The organism is Thermostichus vulcanus str. 'Rupite' (genome assembly GCF_022848905.1).
GTDB lineage: Bacteria > Cyanobacteriota > Cyanobacteriia > Thermostichales > Thermostichaceae > Thermostichus > Thermostichus vulcanus_A.
Genome location: NZ_JAFIRA010000014.1, coordinates 53,569 through 71,663 on the forward strand (window position 1 = coordinate 53,569; position 18,095 = coordinate 71,663).

17 protein-coding genes and 1 pseudogene are annotated in these 18,095 nt (G+C 54.4%); 9 read left to right on the forward strand and 9 right to left on the reverse strand.

The genetic code is table 11. The features are described 5' to 3' along the window. Positions 1-58: 58 nt before the first annotated feature. The 3 genes from JX360_RS07270 to JX360_RS07280 form a co-directional block, all read right to left on the reverse strand. Positions 59-928 carry a prohibitin family protein gene (locus tag JX360_RS07270; protein WP_244349991.1) on the reverse strand — a complete coding sequence of 290 codons (870 nt, stop codon included), beginning with the start codon at positions 926-928 and terminating at the stop codon, positions 59-61. Positions 929-1,003: 75 nt separating this feature from the next. Then, positions 1,004-1,294 carry a hypothetical protein gene (locus JX360_RS07275; protein ID WP_244349992.1) on the reverse strand — a complete coding sequence of 97 codons (291 nt, stop codon included), beginning with the start codon at positions 1,292-1,294 and terminating at the stop codon, positions 1,004-1,006. Further along, positions 1,291-1,863, reverse strand: coding sequence for a thylakoid membrane photosystem I accumulation factor (locus tag JX360_RS07280; RefSeq protein WP_244349993.1), 573 nt, complete (start codon positions 1,861-1,863; stop codon positions 1,291-1,293). The genes JX360_RS07275 and JX360_RS07280 overlap by 4 nt, the downstream gene beginning before the upstream one ends. Positions 1,864-2,089: 226 nt before the next feature. On the opposite strand from JX360_RS07280, the gene JX360_RS07285 reads away from it, so the two are divergent. Then, positions 2,090-2,356, forward strand: coding sequence for a hypothetical protein (locus JX360_RS07285; protein ID WP_244349994.1), 267 nt, complete (start codon positions 2,090-2,092; stop codon positions 2,354-2,356). On the opposite strand, the gene JX360_RS07290 is transcribed toward JX360_RS07285, so the two are convergent. The 4 genes from JX360_RS07290 to JX360_RS07305 all read right to left on the reverse strand — a co-directional run bounded on the left by JX360_RS07290 (position 2,353) and on the right by JX360_RS07305 (position 6,876). Further along, entirely contained in the window at positions 2,353-3,576 is a 1,224-nt protein-coding gene (locus JX360_RS07290) for a RuBisCO small subunit-like domain-containing protein (RefSeq protein ID WP_244349995.1), read from the reverse strand. The two genes, JX360_RS07285 and JX360_RS07290, sit on opposite strands and share 4 nt — an antisense overlap. 227 nt (positions 3,577-3,803) lie before the next feature. Then, the gene (locus JX360_RS07295) at positions 3,804-4,583 is read right to left on the reverse strand and encodes an ATP-binding cassette domain-containing protein (protein WP_244349996.1); all 780 of its coding nucleotides are present in this window, start codon (positions 4,581-4,583) and stop codon (positions 3,804-3,806) included. Positions 4,584-4,619: 36 nt separating this feature from the next. Beyond that, entirely contained in the window at positions 4,620-5,513 is an 894-nt protein-coding gene (locus tag JX360_RS07300; RefSeq protein ID WP_244349997.1) for an ABC transporter permease, read from the reverse strand. After that, on the reverse strand, positions 5,464-6,876 hold the full coding sequence (locus JX360_RS07305) for an MATE family efflux transporter (protein WP_244349998.1): 1,413 nt from the start codon (positions 6,874-6,876) through the stop codon (positions 5,464-5,466). The genes JX360_RS07300 and JX360_RS07305 overlap by 50 nt, the downstream gene beginning before the upstream one ends. Before the next feature lie 431 nt (positions 6,877-7,307). Between JX360_RS07305 and JX360_RS07310 the strand changes: the two genes are divergently transcribed. Then, on the forward strand, positions 7,308-8,813 hold the full coding sequence (locus JX360_RS07310; protein WP_244349999.1) for a cation:proton antiporter: 1,506 nt from the start codon (positions 7,308-7,310) through the stop codon (positions 8,811-8,813). A 25-nt stretch (positions 8,814-8,838) separates the two neighbouring features. On the opposite strand, the gene JX360_RS07315 is transcribed toward JX360_RS07310, so the two are convergent. Further along, entirely contained in the window at positions 8,839-9,435 is a 597-nt protein-coding gene (locus tag JX360_RS07315) for an FHA domain-containing protein (protein WP_244350000.1), read from the reverse strand. Positions 9,436-9,530: 95 nt separating this feature from the next. Between JX360_RS07315 and JX360_RS07320 the strand changes: the two genes are divergently transcribed. The 7 genes from JX360_RS07320 (at position 9,531) to JX360_RS07350 (ending at position 17,755) form a co-directional block, all read left to right on the forward strand. Continuing rightward, a complete protein-coding gene (locus JX360_RS07320; RefSeq protein WP_244350001.1) occupies positions 9,531-9,761 on the forward strand; it encodes an NAD(P)H dehydrogenase subunit NdhS in 231 nt (76 codons plus the stop codon). Between the two features lie 54 nt (positions 9,762-9,815). Then, the gene (locus JX360_RS07325; protein WP_244350002.1) at positions 9,816-10,565 is read left to right on the forward strand and encodes a low-complexity tail membrane protein; all 750 of its coding nucleotides are present in this window, start codon (positions 9,816-9,818) and stop codon (positions 10,563-10,565) included. Between the two features lie 131 nt (positions 10,566-10,696). Next, entirely contained in the window at positions 10,697-11,503 is an 807-nt protein-coding gene (locus JX360_RS07330; RefSeq protein ID WP_244350003.1) for a hypothetical protein, read from the forward strand. 132 nt (positions 11,504-11,635) lie between these two features. After that, positions 11,636-11,890 carry a DUF2949 domain-containing protein gene (locus tag JX360_RS07335; protein ID WP_244350004.1) on the forward strand — a complete coding sequence of 85 codons (255 nt, stop codon included), beginning with the start codon at positions 11,636-11,638 and terminating at the stop codon, positions 11,888-11,890. Positions 11,891-11,970: 80 nt separating this feature from the next. Next, positions 11,971-15,462 carry a transcription-repair coupling factor gene (mfd, locus tag JX360_RS07340; protein WP_244350005.1) on the forward strand — a complete coding sequence of 1,164 codons (3,492 nt, stop codon included), beginning with the start codon at positions 11,971-11,973 and terminating at the stop codon, positions 15,460-15,462. A 65-nt stretch (positions 15,463-15,527) separates the two neighbouring features. Further along, positions 15,528-16,277, forward strand: coding sequence for a cytochrome c biogenesis protein CcdA (locus JX360_RS07345; protein ID WP_244350006.1), 750 nt, complete (start codon positions 15,528-15,530; stop codon positions 16,275-16,277). A gap of 104 nt (positions 16,278-16,381) precedes the next feature. Continuing rightward, on the forward strand, positions 16,382-17,755 hold the full coding sequence (locus tag JX360_RS07350; RefSeq protein ID WP_244350007.1) for a cytochrome c biogenesis protein: 1,374 nt from the start codon (positions 16,382-16,384) through the stop codon (positions 17,753-17,755). A 35-nt stretch (positions 17,756-17,790) separates the two neighbouring features. Here JX360_RS07350 and JX360_RS07355 read toward each other — a convergent pair. Then, positions 17,791-18,095, reverse strand: a pseudogene (locus JX360_RS07355) (hypothetical protein); the annotation flags it as partial.

Below are 18,095 nucleotides of genomic sequence, written 5' to 3' on the forward strand. Positions count from 1 at the left end.
GGTGCTGTGAGTGTGGGGTTGATGACCGGGATCCCACATTATTTTTCAATGATCTTATTTATTCAGATTTGCTCAGAAAATCTCCAAAGTTGAGAATGACGTTTTGCTCGCTGACGATGGTTTTGATGTCATCGGGCAGGTTGCGGACATACTCCAACTGAATCACGTTTGGATTGTTACGGAGCGCTTCTCCTTTCAAGGTAATGGCTTGGGCTTCACCACTGGCTTTGACGATCATTCTTTGTTTGATCAGTTCAGCTTGTTCTACTCGGAACACTTCCCGTTGCTTTTCCTGTTCGGCAATTTGCTTGGCTTCGATAGCCGACTGAAACTCCTTAGAAAACTCAACATTCCGCAGCAACAAGCTTTGTAACACAAGCCCTTCTGCCTGCATGAGGTTGGTCAATTCTGCCGCAATTTGTTCTTGAATCTCAGCCCGTTGCTCGGAGTAAACACCAATGGCGGAGTAGCGGGCAATCACGTTGCGGACTACGGCCTGAGAGGCGGGACGAATAATTTTATTCAGGTAATTGGGGCCAACATTTTGATGGATCTCGGGAACTCGTGCCGGATCCAAGCGATAGCGCACAGACACATCCAGATCCACCCGTTGACCATCGGCGGTGAGAGCTGTCAAAGAATCATCCGCTTTGACGCTGCGTTCCTCACTTTGGCTGGTCATGTTGTAGGTTTGGGTGCGGACGTCGTAGAGGGTGGGGAATTGCAGCACCGGGATCAGCAGATGGATCCCTTCCCGGCGGGGGCTCATTTCGACGCCAGTCAGACGGTTGAAAATGACGGCTTCATAACCGGGCTGAACCACTAGCAAGCAACGGGGCAAGAAAATCAGTGCTGCCAAAAGCAAGCCAATCAGAGGTAAGAAGCGGGAGATCTCAAAGTCGAGGGGCAACCGGTTGGGTCGTCGCATGGTAGAGGGGGGGTGGCGTCTAAGAGCCTTTTTATCTTAAGGGCTGGATTGGGTCAGGTGGCAGGTGGCTTGGGCTTAGGTGAGAAGCCACCGTTGTAGGGCAACACCGAGCAGAAGGCCAAGGCCACCAAAGCGTACCACTTGCCAGAAGGTGGCAGGGATGGGGTTGAACACTTCTAGTAGATAGGCTTGAAGGCGCTGTTCCAGTTGGCCGGCTTCTGCTTGAATTTCGGCCCATTGATCGGGGGGGAGTTGGGTGATACGCTCCATTTCTCTGAGATCCGCAAGGCGGGCCTGGAGGGTGCTGAGTTGGTGTTCCAGTTGGGTGAGGGGATCCGGAGGGTCTGGCTGGGGAAGGGCTGTCACGGTTCGGCCTCTGCTGGAGCTGGGGTTGGGGCTGCAGGGAAACGGGATCCGGCAAATCCGGTTTGGATTTCATTGAAGGGTTTGGCTTTGATCACGCCTGGAGGAACGGGATCCAACTTAAACAGGGCGCGAATGGCGTTTTCCACTTCGGTGATGGGGCGATTACCGACGGATTGGTAGGCAATATTTCCTTCCGGGTCGAAGAGGAGGGTCTGGGGGACTTGGCCGGTGTAGTACTGGCCACGCTCATCCTCCGGCGAGAGGGAATCGACCGAATAGGGGATGAAATAGACACCTAAGCCATAGCGAACTTGTAGGTTGGCAACGGTAGCGGCGTATTTTTTGCAGTCACTGCTGTCGTCGATGTAGTACACAAGTAAGGCCGGGATCCCTTGTTCTTTGGCTTGTTTGAGGGTAACGCGGGGAGGGATCATGCCGCCATTAGATCCATATAGAGCAAAGATATTGCCGTCATAACGATCATCATTGAGGAGGGCGCTAGCGGGGGCTGCAGACAGACTCATATAGACGACCAGCAGAAAAACCAGGAAAATACGGAGCAATAGCATGAGCAGCGGCTAAATCCTTAAGACAAACGAGGGATTCTCTCATTCTGCCATCTGATCCCCACGCTACAATGCGGGTGAGTCCTGTGAATCGCAAGTGGTTTGATTTGTTGACGGGTTTTCCCACCTCTGGCGACGCTCTATTATGGGAAGACCAACTTAAGATTATTGGGGCTACTTGCTGAAATCAGCTCAGTCATAAGCTTAGATTTAATTTAGGAGAACCCCTATGGCCACTACGGCTGAATCTTCAAATATGCCTACAGAACTATTTGGCAATCTTTATCGTGGGGCGCGGGTGAAACATGCCACTTTTGGAGCAGGATTGGTGGTTAAGGTCACCCCTGCTTTTGCCTTTGATGTGGTTACTGTTAAGTTTCATGAGGCAAGCCAAAAACAAATTCAGGTCTCGAGAGGATCCCATCACCTCGTTCTGGAATCAGTATGGATTGAATGTCCTGAAGAAGTTGTGAAGCAGGGGGAGAATCCGCTTTAGGGACGCTGAATGATGGTCTCTACCATGCGTTGTTTCTTGACGGGATCCACTCCCACTAGGCGGACATATTCTCCGGGAAAATGGCTCAAGCACTGCTCAACTGCGGCGCAAGCTTGGGCTAGTTCTCTTAGGTGTGTGGCTCCACAACCTTGCCAGGAATTGACTCGATAACGGCGTTTGTCCACGTGTTCGACCTGGATTTCATAGCCTTGTGCCAATATCTGCCGAATTTGGGTTTCTACATTTGAGGGCAACTGCAGGCCAGGATGGGCCACAGACTGGTTGGAGGGGGTGACCTGATGTGAACTTGGCTTTGGAGAATGTTCTCGAGTTGGCGACGGTTTGAGGCCGAGATATTCTTCGGAGAGGCGGCGGGTTTCCACCTGTTGTTGTTGGGTTTTGAGCTGGTGGCCCCATTCCAGCAACTGTTCCAGAGAAAATTGGGGGGGTGGGAAGCTGGGAGTGCCTTCTTTGCTTTTGAGGAGACGGAAGGAAACTCTTTCTAGGCCCACTTGTTGGATGAAATGCCACACCTGTTGATCGTAGATCTGTGAGCGCAAGGCCCCGAAAAAGTCGATGGCTTGATCTGAAAAGGTATCCACCAATCGCTCGATGTCTGAGAAGGGGATTCCTTCGGATTGGAACATGCCTTGCACAATGTGGAGGCGATCCTCACGACTGGGATCCCAGTAAAACTTGCTCATGCGGCCATCGCGGATGAGGGGGGCATACAGGGTGGAGAAGTCGTTGCCCGTGACGATGATCGGCACTCTGGGGAGGGGTTTGGGATCATAACTGCCGGGGAGCTGCACATTGGTGGGGTTATCAGCGATGTTCATCAGGGTGGCGCTGACCAGTTGTGTATTGACGGTGTACTGGGTCATGGCGTTTAGACGACCGGCTCCGGCATCCAAGTCGTTGATCATTAACACGGCCATTTGGCCGAATTTGCGGATATGCTCGCCAGCTTCCCGATACCGGAGGCGGATCATACGGGCGGGATCCCCGGCATCGGGGCTTTCTAACTCTCCGCCAGAAATAAGGATGGCATGAACCTTCATGCGCTCAAAGATCAAATCACACTGAAAGGTTTTGCCTTCTCCTTTGCGGCCATGAATTCCGAGGATGAGGGGAACGCGCAGATTGGGGAGGTCGAGATGATTTTTGGTCAGGTGGAGGGCGACGGTTTTGAGAAAGGCGGGGGCGATGTAGTAGCTCATCTGATCTCGGCTCTGACCTCAGAGCAATGGGTGCGAGGGCATTCCTGTTCATTGTCTGTCACAAGACGGGTGGATCCCTGGGGTTGAGGCTGGTTCTGGGGAGATTTTGGGGTGGCGAGGGGCGGAATCTGATAAGAAAACACCTCGATACTCCAGATAAGTATCAATTATCTGGACTATCAACCCACTCATAACGGCTGGGACAGCCCAGGGATCCCTGAAAATCCTCAAGTCCTCAGGTAGTAGGCCAAATACTCCTGCACAGCCCGACTCGGTGGAGCCAGCATCAGCTCCTGCGGGGATCCCGCCGCCACAAAATATCCCCCTTCTCCACTCTCCTGCCGCTCGAGCAGCAGCAGCCAATCGGCAATCCTCAGTGCCGCTCGATATCCCCGACTGGCCACAACCACCGCGCATCGAGAACAGAGACTGCGCAGCAGGTGATTCAGATGGGCTTGGGCCACTGCATCCAACCCCATCCAAGGTTCATCCAGTAGCAGCACCTCCGGTTTAACCGCCAGTGCCCGCGCCAAAGCCAGTTGCTGTTTTTGCCCTGGAGATAATCCCTCAGGAGAGTCTCGCCAATTCGGAATCAAATCGTCCAAACCCACCTGGATTAGGCATTCGGCCACCCAATTTTCAAAATCAGAGTCGGGATGCCCCGCTAGCCTCAAGCCATAGGCCACATTGGCAAAAATGGATCCCGGAAACACCTGCGGAACCACCAGGGCCCTAGATTGATAGCCTGTCTCCTGCCACTCGGCCTGCAGGCATTGCCCCCGAAACCGTAGGCTTCCCATCGTCTGAATTGAGCAACTGGGTTGAGTTGCCAAAAGAGCTGTGAAGCCTTTGAGAGCGCGTAAAAGTAAGGTCTTCCCGCTTCGCTCCGGCCCCAAAATGGCTGTCACAGCTTTTTCAGGAATAGGACAAGTAACATTCCTCAGAAGTGTTTTCTGACCGATTTGGATCCCATACTGCTCTAACTCAAAGAGGGGAAAATGAGCCATCTCTTTCTAATCACGACAGCGGTACAAAGCATCCTACTAGGGGCGATTCTGCCAACCCATCAAGCCTTTTTCCAGCAGCCCAATCCCCTGTACCAAGAGGATCCCTAAAGCTGCCGCCACTAACATAATCACCCACAACCCCACCATGTCACTGTAGTAGGAGCGGCTGAGTAACATCGGCCCCAACCCAGAGAAACTGACAATCGAAATCTCTGCCACAATCGCCCCCACCAAAGCCATCGCCGCTGAAATTTTCAAACTGGTAAACAACATCGGCAAAGCCGCCGGGATCCTTAACAAATAAAATACTTGTAACGGGTGGGCATGGTAAGTGCGCATCAAATCCAACTGCAAAGGCGGCACACTACTCAACCCTTTGGCAATGCCAACCGACAACGGGAAAAAAGCAATATAAGCCGCTACAATTGCCTTCGGTAACCATCCCTGTACCCCGTATTGCCCCAGTAACACCGCCAGTACCGGCGCCAAGGCCACAATCGGTACATTCTGGGACGCCACAATCCAGGGCAACATCATCCGTTCAAAGGCCCGCGAAAACACCAGCGCCACCGCCGAGACAAACCCCACCACCAGCGCCAACCCCAGCCCGACCAAGGTTTCTGCCGCCGTGATCAAGGCGTTATACCCGACCGTACTGGTAGATCCCAGAGGCAACGCCATATTCGCCAACCCCCGACCCAACTGCCCCAAAGAAGGCACGATCGGGTTGCGTAACTGCCTTGCACATTCAATCACCGTCTGACAATCCGCCGTCCCCCGTTCCAACAGGCGCTCCGCTGCCGGGCTATTCACCCAAATTGCCACGGGATCCCACACCAACACCAGCAGGATCCCCACCACAAGGATCGGCAAGCCATGGTCACTCAGCTTTTTCAGGTTGCGCATCAAGGTGTGGAGAAGAAACATCATGGCCAGTTTTGCATACAACTAAAGACAAAGTACGCGGCACCTGGGATCCCAAACCAATCACCCGTGCCAGCATAAAGCAGACCATGGCCAACCAGAGTCGCTGCGGATCCCGGCTCACCCAAGCCCATAAACCAACGGGTAAAAAGCCCACCGTTGTCGAAAACAGGCTAGCCCAGCGCAAAGTTCCCCCTTCCGTCAGACCCAAAAAATACCCATCCAACACAAACGCCAGGGATCCCAAACCCAATACGGGCATCAACCACCCCGTGTACCGCTCGATCTGCTCCAAGACCAACCCTTGGCTGGTGATCAGCCCGAACAGACTCCCCGAAAACCCTGTGAAAACCCCAGCAATCCCCAAACCTGATACCAAGCTCAACCCACCCGCCAACCCCAGCACCGCCCCCAATTGTCCCACCGCCCCTGCCACATCCCCGTTCTGTTTCCGCCCGTGATAAAAACCCGCCAAACTCTCCGTCGCAAAAGCAAATCCATCCACAACATAGGCCGCCAACGTCAGCACCTGTAGCAGCACCGTGTTCGCGGCTAGGATCTCCACCCCCATCCCAGAACTGAAATGGGTAAACAGCGCAAAACTGAGCACCAACGCAAAAGTCCGCACCGCAATATCCCCATTCAAAGCAAATAACGCCCCTAGAGCTTTCGTGTTCCACAGGGATCCCCACAGCCGCTTCCCAGGGATCCCCTCTTGAGCCACCCAGTACCCCAGCCCCGTCAACACCGTCAAATACTCACTGCCCGCTGTTGCCAGCCCGGCCCCCCAACTGCCCCACCCCAACACTACCACCCCGATATAATTCAGCACCCCATTGCTTAGATTCCCCACCAGCGAAAGGATCAACACCACCCGCCCCTGCTCCCGTCCCAGGAACCAACCCAGGATCCCTAAACTCAGCAAATAGGCAGGAGCCCCCCAAATCCGAGCATTGAAATAATCTCGCCCCGCTGCCTTCACCTCATCCGTACCGCTCAATAGGGCAAACCCCACCTCCCGCAAAAGCGGATGCAACAGCAACAGGATTAACCCAATCCCCATACCCAACCCCAGCGCCCGTAGGCCCACCCGCCACACCTCCTCCCCATCCCCTCGTCCGGCAGCCTGAGCCACCAAACCCGTCGTGGACATGCGCAAAAAACCAAACGACCAGTAGATAAAGTTGAAGATCACCGTTGCCAGCGCCACCCCTGCCAAATGACGGATTTCTGGTAAATGCCCCAAAAAGGCCACATCCAGCACCCCCGCCAGCGGCACCATCAGGTTGGAGAGAATGGTGTAGGCGGACAACTTCAGAAAGCGTCCACCCAGTTCCCGCGAGATCTCAAACTTGATCACCTGTTTCATGCCTGAATCATAGACATCGACTCCGTCCGATAGCCCCTCTGATCCTGCAAAACAGATATTCAAATAAAGATAATTCAAATCAAATAAAGATAATTCAAACCATTTATAGCTCCCCGCTCAATCCGCAATCGGGCCAGCCGACCGCCCCCAGAGGGATCCTGCTCTTCAACTCTTCAACGGTGAATCCACCGGCAAGAAGCCGAAACAGGACCAGCTCTCGGCCAGGAGTAACCGACCTCTCAACCCAAAATTGGATTTTGTCCCGTTAAAAGTACTGATCTGGGCGTTGCAAGCGGATCCCAATGAAGGTTAGCTTTTGTAACAGTCTTCTGGCAGGGGACAAGGGATCCCGTCCTCATCCCCATCTTGTTTGCGCCAGCAGAAGACACAAGGCTGTCCCATCTGAGGTTGAGATCTTGCTGTTCAATTGCATGAACCCGCTGTTGCTCGCCGTAGAAACCGCCGGCCCCGCCGAAGCAGAAGTAGCAGCCAATCTTTCTCCCCTAATCCTGGTTGCGGTGCTGATGGCTTTGGTGGTGATCTACCTAGCCAGCCGTATTGCTGGAGAAATTGCCGTTCGTCTTAGCTTTCCCCCCGTGCTTGGCGAGCTGCTCGGTGGCGTCATGGTGGGTGCTTCCGTGCTGGGGCTGCTGGTGTTCCGCGAAGGACAGGTAACCGGGGAAGAACTGCAAACCCTGGCCCATTCCTCCACGCTGATGCAATTTTTGCAGGCCACCGCTGGTCTCAGCGAGGGATCCCTGACCGAGGTGTTCTCCGCCCAAAGCGAGATCATCGATATCCTCTCCGAAATTGGAGTGATCATTCTTTTGTTCGAAATCGGCCTGGAATCGGATCTCAGCGAACTGTTGCGAGTCGGCCCGCAAGCGGCAGCCGTAGCCGTCATTGGTGTCGCTGTCCCCTTTCTCGCTGGTACTCTCGGCTTGCTCTACTTCTTTCAGGTGCCCGTCATTCCCGCCGTCTTCGCCGGAGCTGCCCTGACCGCAACCAGCATCGGCATCACCGCCCGTGTCTTGGCCGAATTACAGAAACTCACTTCCCCAGAAGGACAAGTGATCATCGGTGCCGCCGTCTTGGATGACGTTCTCGGCATCATCATCTTGGCAGTGGTTGCCGGATTGGCCAAAAACGGAGAAGTTAACCTCACCGATATCGGCATCATTATTGTCAGTGCCATCGTTTTCTTGGTCGGTTCTATTGTCTTGGGGCGTCTGCTCAGCTCTTATTTTGTTGCTCTCCTCAACAGCCTCAAAACCCGAGGCAATCCCCTTCTACCGGCCCTTGTCCTTGCGTTTGTATTGGCGTATGTTGGTCAAATCATTCACCTAGAGGCCATTTTGGGAGCCTTTGCTGCAGGCTTAATCCTGGCAGAAACCGATAAACGACAGGAGCTAGAAGAACAAATTAAACCCATCTCCGATCTGTTGGTACCCATCTTTTTTGTCTGTGTCGGGGCCAAAACCAATCTCGCCGTTCTTAACCCCGCCATTCCCGCCAACCGAGAAGGTTTGGTGATTGCCCTCTTTTTGATTGGGGTGGCCATCCTCGGCAAGTTAGCCGCCGGTTTGGGAGCGTTTGGCAAACCGGGCATCAACCGATATGCGATTGGGGTAGGCATGATCCCGCGCGGTGAAGTCGGTTTGGTCTTCGCCGGTGTTGGGGCTGCTAGCGGTGTTCTCTCCGATGCCCTCGATGTCAGCATTATTGTGATGGTTATCGCCACTACGTTTGTTGCCCCCCTCTGGCTACGTGGGGTATTGGTGAGAGCCGAAGCTGAGTCAAAGGAAGAAGAAATACCCTCCCTACGGGATCTCCAAGCAGACGTGGCCGAACAAGACCGAGAAAACAGCCGAGCCAACTCCGACGGGATCCCTGCTGATATGGCGGAAGTGGATCAGGTGGGCATTCCCGAGGGATAAGTGTGCTGTAAAGAGAAGGAAAGAATTACCGCTTGTCCTGTCGCAAACGCCGCCACACGGTCTGAATCAACAGCCAAAGGGCGTTGCGGCGGCGGGGCATAGCTTCTTTGATATTCTCTGTCGTCTCCTCCTTCGGCAAAATCACCTGAGTCACAGGTGGATCAAACTTTTGCATCGTGGTCGAGCGCCGATCCACCACCTCCGCCTTTACACTGCGAAAGCTGGCCGATTGCAAGTATTGCTGAAAATCTTCTTCCGACAACTGGCGAATGCAATACTGAATCGGCACCTGATCCCCCAGCAGGATCTGATCCCCATCCTTGAGATCCCAGGAAAAACACTTCTTCCCATTCACCGAGATGCCGTTGGTACTGCGCTTGCCCTCGATATTCCCATCCAGCAGCCGATAGGCGTACTGACCCGTCTTTTGCGGAAGCCGCAGCAGCAGCGCATGTTGCCGGGAAATGGCCGACGAATGAACCACAATCGCACTATTGGGATCCCGGCCAATCGAATAGGTTGCCGCATTCAGCGCCACGGCCCGCCGCCCTTGGTCATCATCGATCACCAGTACATGCCAGGTTCGCAGAGCGGAAGAAGAAGAATCGGTATCAGTAGCCATCACACGGGTACTTTACCTGTTGGGATGTTGGAATGTTGGGATGGGCTTTCCCCCATAATGATAGGGCAGGGCTACTGAAGAAATGGAAAGCCGCCATGAACACAACGACCCCAAACCCCTCCTTGATGGAAGACCCCCTCATCTACCCCGGAGCTGCCGTGCGCGTCACCAACCCCGCCGACACCTACTATCTCTTCGAAGGCCAGGTGCAGCGCATCACCGATGACCGAGCTGCTGTTCTGTTTGAAGGGGGCAACTGGGATAAATTGGTCAGTTTTCGTTTAACAGAACTGGAAGTGGTTGATAAATCCATGAGCCGCCCCTAGATCACCCAGGCTTTTCCCATTCAGCTACCCACCACTCGCCGGAACGACTGAACCATGCGCAAACACTGGCAGGAGCCTTTCCTCTGGATCCATGCTGCCGGGATCCTCGTCTTTCCCCTCTGGATCGGATTGACCCTCATCGGTTTGGCCACAGGGGATCCCCTTTTTCCGGTGGGGGTGGAGCAGGCTTGGGTAGCGGTAGTGGGCATTGTGCCGACATTTGTCATGCAGTGGCGCAAACCCTTCAATATCTTTAGCCTGCTGGTGGTGTCTATTGCCCCCAAAGACCTCACCCCTGAACAGCGCCGGATCCTGGCTGCTTTTCTCAGACCCGAGCAGAAAATTCTCACGGTTTTGACCGCGATCCTGATGCTGGAAGTCTGTGAGCGCCTTTATGACTTTGCCCCACTGTTTGCGGCACTCACCCCTGGCACAGGCACCCGCATCGCCGGTTTGGCCATTGCTGCCTTTGGTTTTTGGGGGGCCAACTTGTTTTTGCAGATCCCCGTGGCAGTAGCACGAGTACTCCTCTTGAGTGAGCCAGAGTTAGCCCAAATTGAGCCGATTCCCACCGACCAGATCGAAAGCCAGTTTTCTGTAGTCGGCAGCCAGCGCACTCAACTTTTGCAGCGGTTGCTTGGGTGGCTTGCTTGGTCCAGTCCAGAACCCACAGTTGCTTTGGCTGAGACCAGTGATCCTGCTTCTACCCTACCCACCGATTCGAGTCCCCCCCGCCCCGGATCGGCAGCTCCCGCTACAGATGCCCCTGAAACAACTTCCGAAACCCCTGCAGATCCGGCTTAAGACCTACTCTTCAAGCCAAAATCTACCCCAAAAAAGCCCCTCGGCGATGCTAAGGTGAATGAAATACAGACCATTCATCCTGACGTCTGGCTATCGGCATCATCCCGACCTTCGAGGCTACCGCACCGGCAATGGCGAACAACTTCTCTTTCCGTTTTAGACAGTTTACCCAACGCCTCAGAGAAACCACCCAACTCCCGCAATTTTTTGCCGAGCAAGCCACCAGCGAAACCCAAAGCCTGGCTCGGGATTTGGCTTTAGTAGGGGAATATGCCACCCAGCTCAGTCAGGTGGTGATGGAGGTGGATTTTATCAATCAGCTTTACACTCGCTTGCTGAATGAGCGCGAAGTCCTACAACAAGAAAAAGACAATCTGGAGGCGCGGGTCTTTGAGTTGCAACAGGAGCGCAACGAGACTGAACCCCAGGTCATGTACTTACGTGAGCAACTCAGCCAAGCCAGCTTTCAACTGGAGCAAACCCAAAACCGGGAGCGCAGCCTCAGTGAGCGGGAACGACAGTTGACGGAAATTGTCGCCCAGTTGGAGCGCCGTCGGGCTGTACTTAACCAAGCCATCGAAAATTTAACCAACCAAGAAGCCGACTATACTGTTCGCACCAAAGAGCTGGAAGAAGTTGTTCTCGACAACGAAAGAAAAGCCAAACAGTACCTGGAAGCCGCCAACCACTACCGCGCCTACCTAGAGGAACTCAATGCCCAAGTGGAAGAAGCCCAAGCGAAACTGAGGAGCCTCGGTGTCGAACCCAAACCCGCTGATCTGCCTCGCGTGGAAGACATGGAGAAGCCGACCCCCATACCCGCTTCGCCTCCTCCCACCCCCGCATACATGCCCCCCCCACCGCCACAGCAGCCCCCCCCACAACAGCAAGGGGGCTACTGGTCAGACAATCCCTTTGGGGACGACCCTTGGGGATGAACCTCAAGCTCCGGTAGGATATGCTACAAACCGCAGTGGTCTGTGCCCTGACTCGCCTTGGGGGTACCCTAAGCTAGCGCTTACTCTGAAGAGAACTTATGCAAGCTCCGCTTCTTTTGTGAAGCCAGATCCATGGAAACGACCGCGCCTGATTTGTTAGCACTCAGTCAATCGGATCGGCAGTTCTGCCAGTTCGTTGAGCAGCAACATATCCTCCAACCCAAACAGTTGGCTCTGGCCCTGAAAATCCAGCGGCAACAGCGCGGCCCTCTGGCTTTGATCCTATGGCAGTTGGGCTTTATTGGCCTACAGCATTTGGCCCAGTTCTGGGAGAGAATGCCCTCTGGAGCCGAACTGGAGCCTCTCAACGAAAGTATCCCTAGCTAACTGCTGCTGATCCAAGGCTCTGCCTGCCAAAATTGGGATCCCTGCTTGTTGGGGATCTGCTTTTGCATTGGGGGGTGGTGATGTCTTTTATCCCATTGGTACGCTTTCTGGCTCAATCCAGCCTGATTCAAGATCTCTCGGCACAATTGGGATCCCGGCAGTGGGCAGAAGTGCAGGGGTTGGGGCGAATCCCCAAGGGGTTGATTGCTTCAGCTGTGGCTCAACGGGAGCAGGGATCCCTGTTGGTGATCACCGCCACCCTAGAAGAAGCCAGTCGCTGGACAGCCCAACTGGAGGGCATGGGTTGGGACACGGTACAGTTTTACCCCACCTCCGAGGCTTCCCCCTACGAACCCTTTGACCCAGAACCGGAGCTGGTATGGGGACAGTTTCAAGTGTTGGCGGATTGCCTTCAGGGCAAAAAAGGCGTTGCTTGCGTAGCAACCGAGCGGGCTTTGCAACCCCATCTTCCCCCTCCCGAGGTTTTTCGGGCCTTCTGTCTCCGGTTGGAAGTGGGGATGGAACTCTCCCCCAAACAACTGGGACAACACCTAGCCCGCCTCGGCTACGAACGGGTCAACCTCGTAGAAAATGAGGGGCAGTGGAGCCAACGGGGGGATATCCTCGATGTGTTTCCGGTGGCCTGCGAATGGCCAGTCCGCCTGGAGTGGTTTGGGAACGAACTGGAAAAACTGCGGGAATTTGACCCCGTCAGCCAGCGCTCCCAGGAGGGGATCCCCTCCATTTGGCTCACCCCCACCGGCTATGGCTCCATCCTACAGCCTGCTCTGGAGGCCAAAGCCGAGCATCTTTCTGAAACCCTACAAGCCCAGTTGAGTGACCCGGCCCATCCACCTCAAGGGCTGCGCCGTTTTCTCGGCTTACTCTACGATCAACCCGCCAACCTGCTCAGCTATTTGGATCCCTCTACCCTGATCCTGATTGACGAACCGGAACAATGTCAGGCCCACAGCCAGCAATGGCTCTATCACGCCCAAGAACAATGGCAACTGGCCCAAGCCGCAGAACCCGCGATTCTTCCCTTCCATCGCCCCTTGGATCTCAGCCCAGAAAACGGGATCCCCTTTGCCCGCTTGGCGGTTCGATCTTTTTCTGCTCCCATCCCCAACGGCTCTAACTCAGCAACGTTCGATCTGAAAGGGCGAGCCGTACAAGCCATTCCCCACCAATTTGGAGCGCTGGCCAAAGCAATCCGGGAACACCGCAAGCAACAGTTGCAGGTGTGGATTGTGTCGGCCCAACCCTCCCGTGCTGTTGCCCTGCTGCAAGAACACGATTGCCCTGCCCAATATGTGCCCAACCCGAAAGATTTTCCGGCACTGGATCGACAAGTAGAATCTCATACCCCGGTCGCCCTTAAGTATTCCGGTCTGGCCGAGCTAGAGGGGTTCATTTTGCCAACCCTGCGCCTGGTCTTACTCACCGACCGCGAGTTTTTCGGGCAACACAGCCTTGCCACCCCTACCTATGTGCGCAAGCGCCGCCAAGCCAGTTCCCGTCAGGTGGATCCCAATCTGTTACAACCCGGCGATTTTGTTGTTCACAAAGCCCATGGCATTGGCAAGTTTCTCAGGCTAGAAAGCCTGACGGTTAGCAACGAAACCCGTGAATATCTGGTCATTCAATATAGTGATGGCCTACTTAGGGTGGCCGCCGACCAGGTGAAAGCTCTTTCCCGTTATCGCGCCAGTAGCGATGCCCCTCCCACCCTGAACAAAATGTCCGGGAGCGCCTGGGAAAAAACCAAGCAGAAAGTTAAAAAAAGCATTCAAAAAGTTGCCTTTGATCTTCTCGAACTCTATGCCAAGCGGGCCGAACAAACCGGTTTTGCCTTTCCTCCTGATTCCCCCTGGCAACAGGAAATGGAAGACTCCTTCCCCTATCCCCTCACTCCTGATCAAATTCGTGCTGTCCAGGAAGTCAAACAAGATATGGAGTCTCCTCGCCCCATGGACCGACTGGTGTGTGGCGATGTCGGTTTTGGGAAAACGGAAGTGGCTATCCGCGCCATTTTCAAAGCTGTGACCGCAGGCAAACAGGTGGCTCTGCTAGCACCAACCACCATCCTCACCCAGCAACATTACCACACCCTAAAGGAGCGATTTGCTCCCTATCCCATTCAAGTAGGCTTACTCAATCGCTTCCGCAGCAATGAAGAAAAAAAAGAAATCTTATCCCGTCTCAAAAGTGGCGAATTGGATGTGGTTGTGGGTACCCATCAGTTGCTAGGTAAAGATGTTCACTTTAAGAGCCTTGGTCTTTTGGTCATCGATGAAGAGCAACGTTTTGGCGTTAACCAAAAAGAAAAGATCAAAGCCCTCAAAACCCAGGTGGATGTTCTCACCCTCACGGCTACACCGATCCCTCGCACTCTCTACATGGCCCTTTCCGGACTACGGGAAATGAGCCTGATTCAAACACCCCCTCCCTCCCGTCGCCCGATTAAAACCCATCTTTCCCCCTACAACCCTGAGGTGATTCGCACTGCCATTTGTCAGGAATTGGATCGGGGTGGACAGGTCTTTTATGTGGTCAACCGCATCGAAGGCATTGAAGAAACCAGTGCCAAACTGCGGGAATGGGTACCGGGAGCTCGCATTGCCATCGGTCATGGACAAATGCCAGAAGGTGAACTGGAATCCACCATGTTGGGGTTCAACAACGGCGAAACCGATATTTTGGTCTGTACCACCATCGTCGAATCCGGTCTGGATATCCCGAGGGTGAATACTATTTTGATCGAAAATGCCCAAGCTTTTGGCCTCTCCCAGTTGTACCAATTGCGGGGTCGAGTCGGTCGGGCCGGGATCCAAGCCCATGCCTGGTTATTCTACCGAGAAGATGGGATCCTCAGCGAAGAGGCCCGCAAACGGCTACAGGCCATTCAAGAATTTACCCAACTGGGATCCGGTTACCAATTGGCAATGCGAGACATGGAAATTCGTGGTATCGGGAATCTCTTGGGAACCCAACAATCGGGTCAGCTCAATGCTGTGGGTTTTGATCTGTACCTGGAGATGTTACAGGATGCGATCAAAGAGATTCGTGGCCAAGAGATTCCACAGGTGGAAGATACCCAAATTGACCTAAATGTTACGGCAATGATCCCCCAAAGCTACATACCTGATGGAGATCAAAAAATGCAGGCCTACCGACAATTGGCGACAGCCAGTTCTCGGGTTGAGCTCTTTCAGATCACCCAAGAGTGGCAAGACCGTTTTGGTCCTATACCCAAACCTACCCAAGAACTGTTGCGGGTGATGGAATTAAAACTGATAGCCCGTTCCCTTGGATTTTCGCGCATTAAACCGGCCAAAGAGCATATTGTGCTGGAAACACCCATGGAAGAACCCGCCTGGAATCGCCTCAAGGAAACCCTTCCCGCCCATTTGCAACCTCGCTTTGTCTATCAATCTGGTAAAGTGACGGTGCGTGGATTGGGAATGATGACCCCGCCTCAGCAACTGGAGAACCTTTTGCAATGGCTGGAGAAAATGAACCTCGCTCTGACACGAGAGCGCATGGAAATCGGGATCCAAGTGGCTTCCTAGGGAGTTGTCAGCTGGTTTTCCCCACCTTGAATGTCTAGACTCAAAGAAACAGTTCCGGATCCCGTATGGTTGAGACCTTGCAATTGTGGCTCTATCACCTGGAGCAATGGGCGACTCAACTCGTTCAATTTCAGCTTCAGCACCTTTCTCCTTTTAGCTTGCTGGTGGTGGGCTTGGCCGGAGTGCTCACCAGCCTTTCCCCCTGCATGTTGTCCATGCTCCCCATCACCATCGGTTATATCGGCGGCTATACCCCCAATTCCCCCGAAGCCGCCAACGGGATCCGCTGGCAAGCCTTGATCCAGTCCCTAGGGTTTGCGGCTGGGGTTGCCTTTACCCTGACCTTGTTGGGTTTGGGGGCAGCCTTACTGGGTCGGGTTTACGGACAAACGGGATCCTTTTGGCCCTATGTGATGGGAGTGATTGCCATCCTGATGGGGCTCAACCTGCTAGAGGTGATCCCGCTGCGCTTTCCCGATTGGTTTAACCGCCTTGACATTCCGGGGCACTGGCCGGGGCTGAGCCGGGCCGTTTTACTGGGTTTGACCTTTGGCTTGGTGGCTTCTCCTTGTAGCACGCCGGTTCTGGTGGCTTTACTCAGTTGGGTTGCCACCACAGGCCAACCCTGGGTGGGGGCGGGTTTGCTGTTGGCTTATGGTCTGGGGTTGGTTTTTCCCCTGGTCTTGGCGGGCGTGTTTACCGGATCCCTCAAACAACTGTTATCGATGCGGCGCTGGTCCGGCTGGCTAACCTATGGCAGTGGGGTGATCTTGATTGGGTTTGGCACCCTTACCCTGCTCTCGGCTTGGGCTTAAAGTGGGATCCCTGTCGCTGCGGGCTAAGATAGTGCTCCGCACCTTGCGTAGCAAGAACGGTGGACTGGACTCCCCCTATCAATTTTGCTTTGGTTAACGTGCCCATGGCTCTGGTCTCTTCTGTGCGGCGGTATTTTCGCCATGAACTGCTGCCGTTGCTTGCGGATTTGCGCTTGGCCATTGGTCTGTTACTGGTAATTGCCCTCTTGAGCGCCACAGGTACGGTGATCGAGCAGGACGAAACAGTAGCTTTTTATCAAGCCAATTATCCGGAACATCCGGCTTTGTTTGGCTTTCTCACCTGGCGGGTGATTTTGAATTTGGGGTTGGATCATGTTTATCGCACCCCTTGGTTCTTGGCGATTCTGATCTTGTTTGGCAGCAGCCTCACGGCCTGTTCCTTCACCCGCCAATGGCCGATGTTGAAAGTGGCCCGTCGCTGGAGCTACTTCACCCGTCCGCAATCTTTTCAGCGCCTGCCCTTTCACACCCATTTCCCCCAACAGACCCTACAAGGGATCCCGGAACAGTTGCGACAACTGGGCTATGCGGTCTTTCAGGAGGGGGATCGCCTCTATGCCCGTAAGGGGTTGATCGGCAAAATCGGCCCCATTTTGGTGCATGTCAGTCTGCTGCTGATTCTCCTGGGTGCCATTTGGGGCAGTATCAGCGGCTTTAAGGCGCAAGAATTAATCCCCAGCGGCAGTATCGCCCCCATTCAACACCTGACCGGCGCCGGGGATCTGGCTCGAGCTCACCTACCCACCTGGCAAATTCGGGTGAATCGATTCTGGATTGACTATTCTCCCGAGGGTCGCATTAAGCAGTTTTACTCGGATCTCTCCATACTGGAGCAGGACCAGGAAGTGAAACGGCAAACGATCTCCGTTAACCATCCCCTCTCCTACCAAGGAGTCACCCTCTACCAAGCAGACTGGAGCATCGATAGCGCCCGTATCCGGGTCAACAATAGCCCCAGCTTTCAAATCCCCGTGGTGCCGGTGCGCACCGAGACAGGCAACAAACTTTGGGGGGCTTTTGTGCCCACCAAGCCAGATCTGAGTGAGGGGTTAACCCTACTTTTGCCCGACCTGCAAGGGACGGGACTGCTCTACAACACTGACGGCCAATGGATCGGATCCCTGCGCCAGGGCATGAGTTTAGCCCTGAATGATCAACTCACCCTGTATCTGGATGAGGTGATTGGGGCTACCGGCCTCCAAATTAAGTCGGATCCCGGCATCCCTTGGGTTTATCTCGGGTTTGGGCTGCTGATGGTCGGGGTGGTGATGAGCTATTTCAGCCATAGCCAAATCTGGGCCCTGCAAACCGAGTCGGGCCTTTACCTGGGGGGGAAAACCAACCGCGCCCTGGTCACCTTCGAGCGGGAGTTCTGTTGGTTGGTGGAGCAACACCTTGCCAGCCCACTTTCCTCAGGGATCCCGACCGCTGCCGATTGGTATCCGAAGGGGCTTTGACACTCCCCCGGTTAGAAACCGGGGGATTCTCCCTTCTAGCCCCTTGCAACCTTAGACTGCAAGGTATTCATGGAGTTCAGGGGATTGCCAACTACCCCATCCCCTGAGCCGACCGTACCCATTACAGATACGGCTTCTTTTAGACTCAGAGGACACGAAAACCCGTCCCACTGGGCAATGTTCATGACGCTCCGCGTCTTGCGTAGCAAGATTGCGGCATTCCAGTCGGCATCACAGCAATACCCGTCCTGCCCAGTGAACAGATGCCCACTCCTTTTCCCAATCAATCCTGTCCTGTGGTCAGTTTTGGATGTGTAGGCAGCAGGGCGCTTGTGCAGCG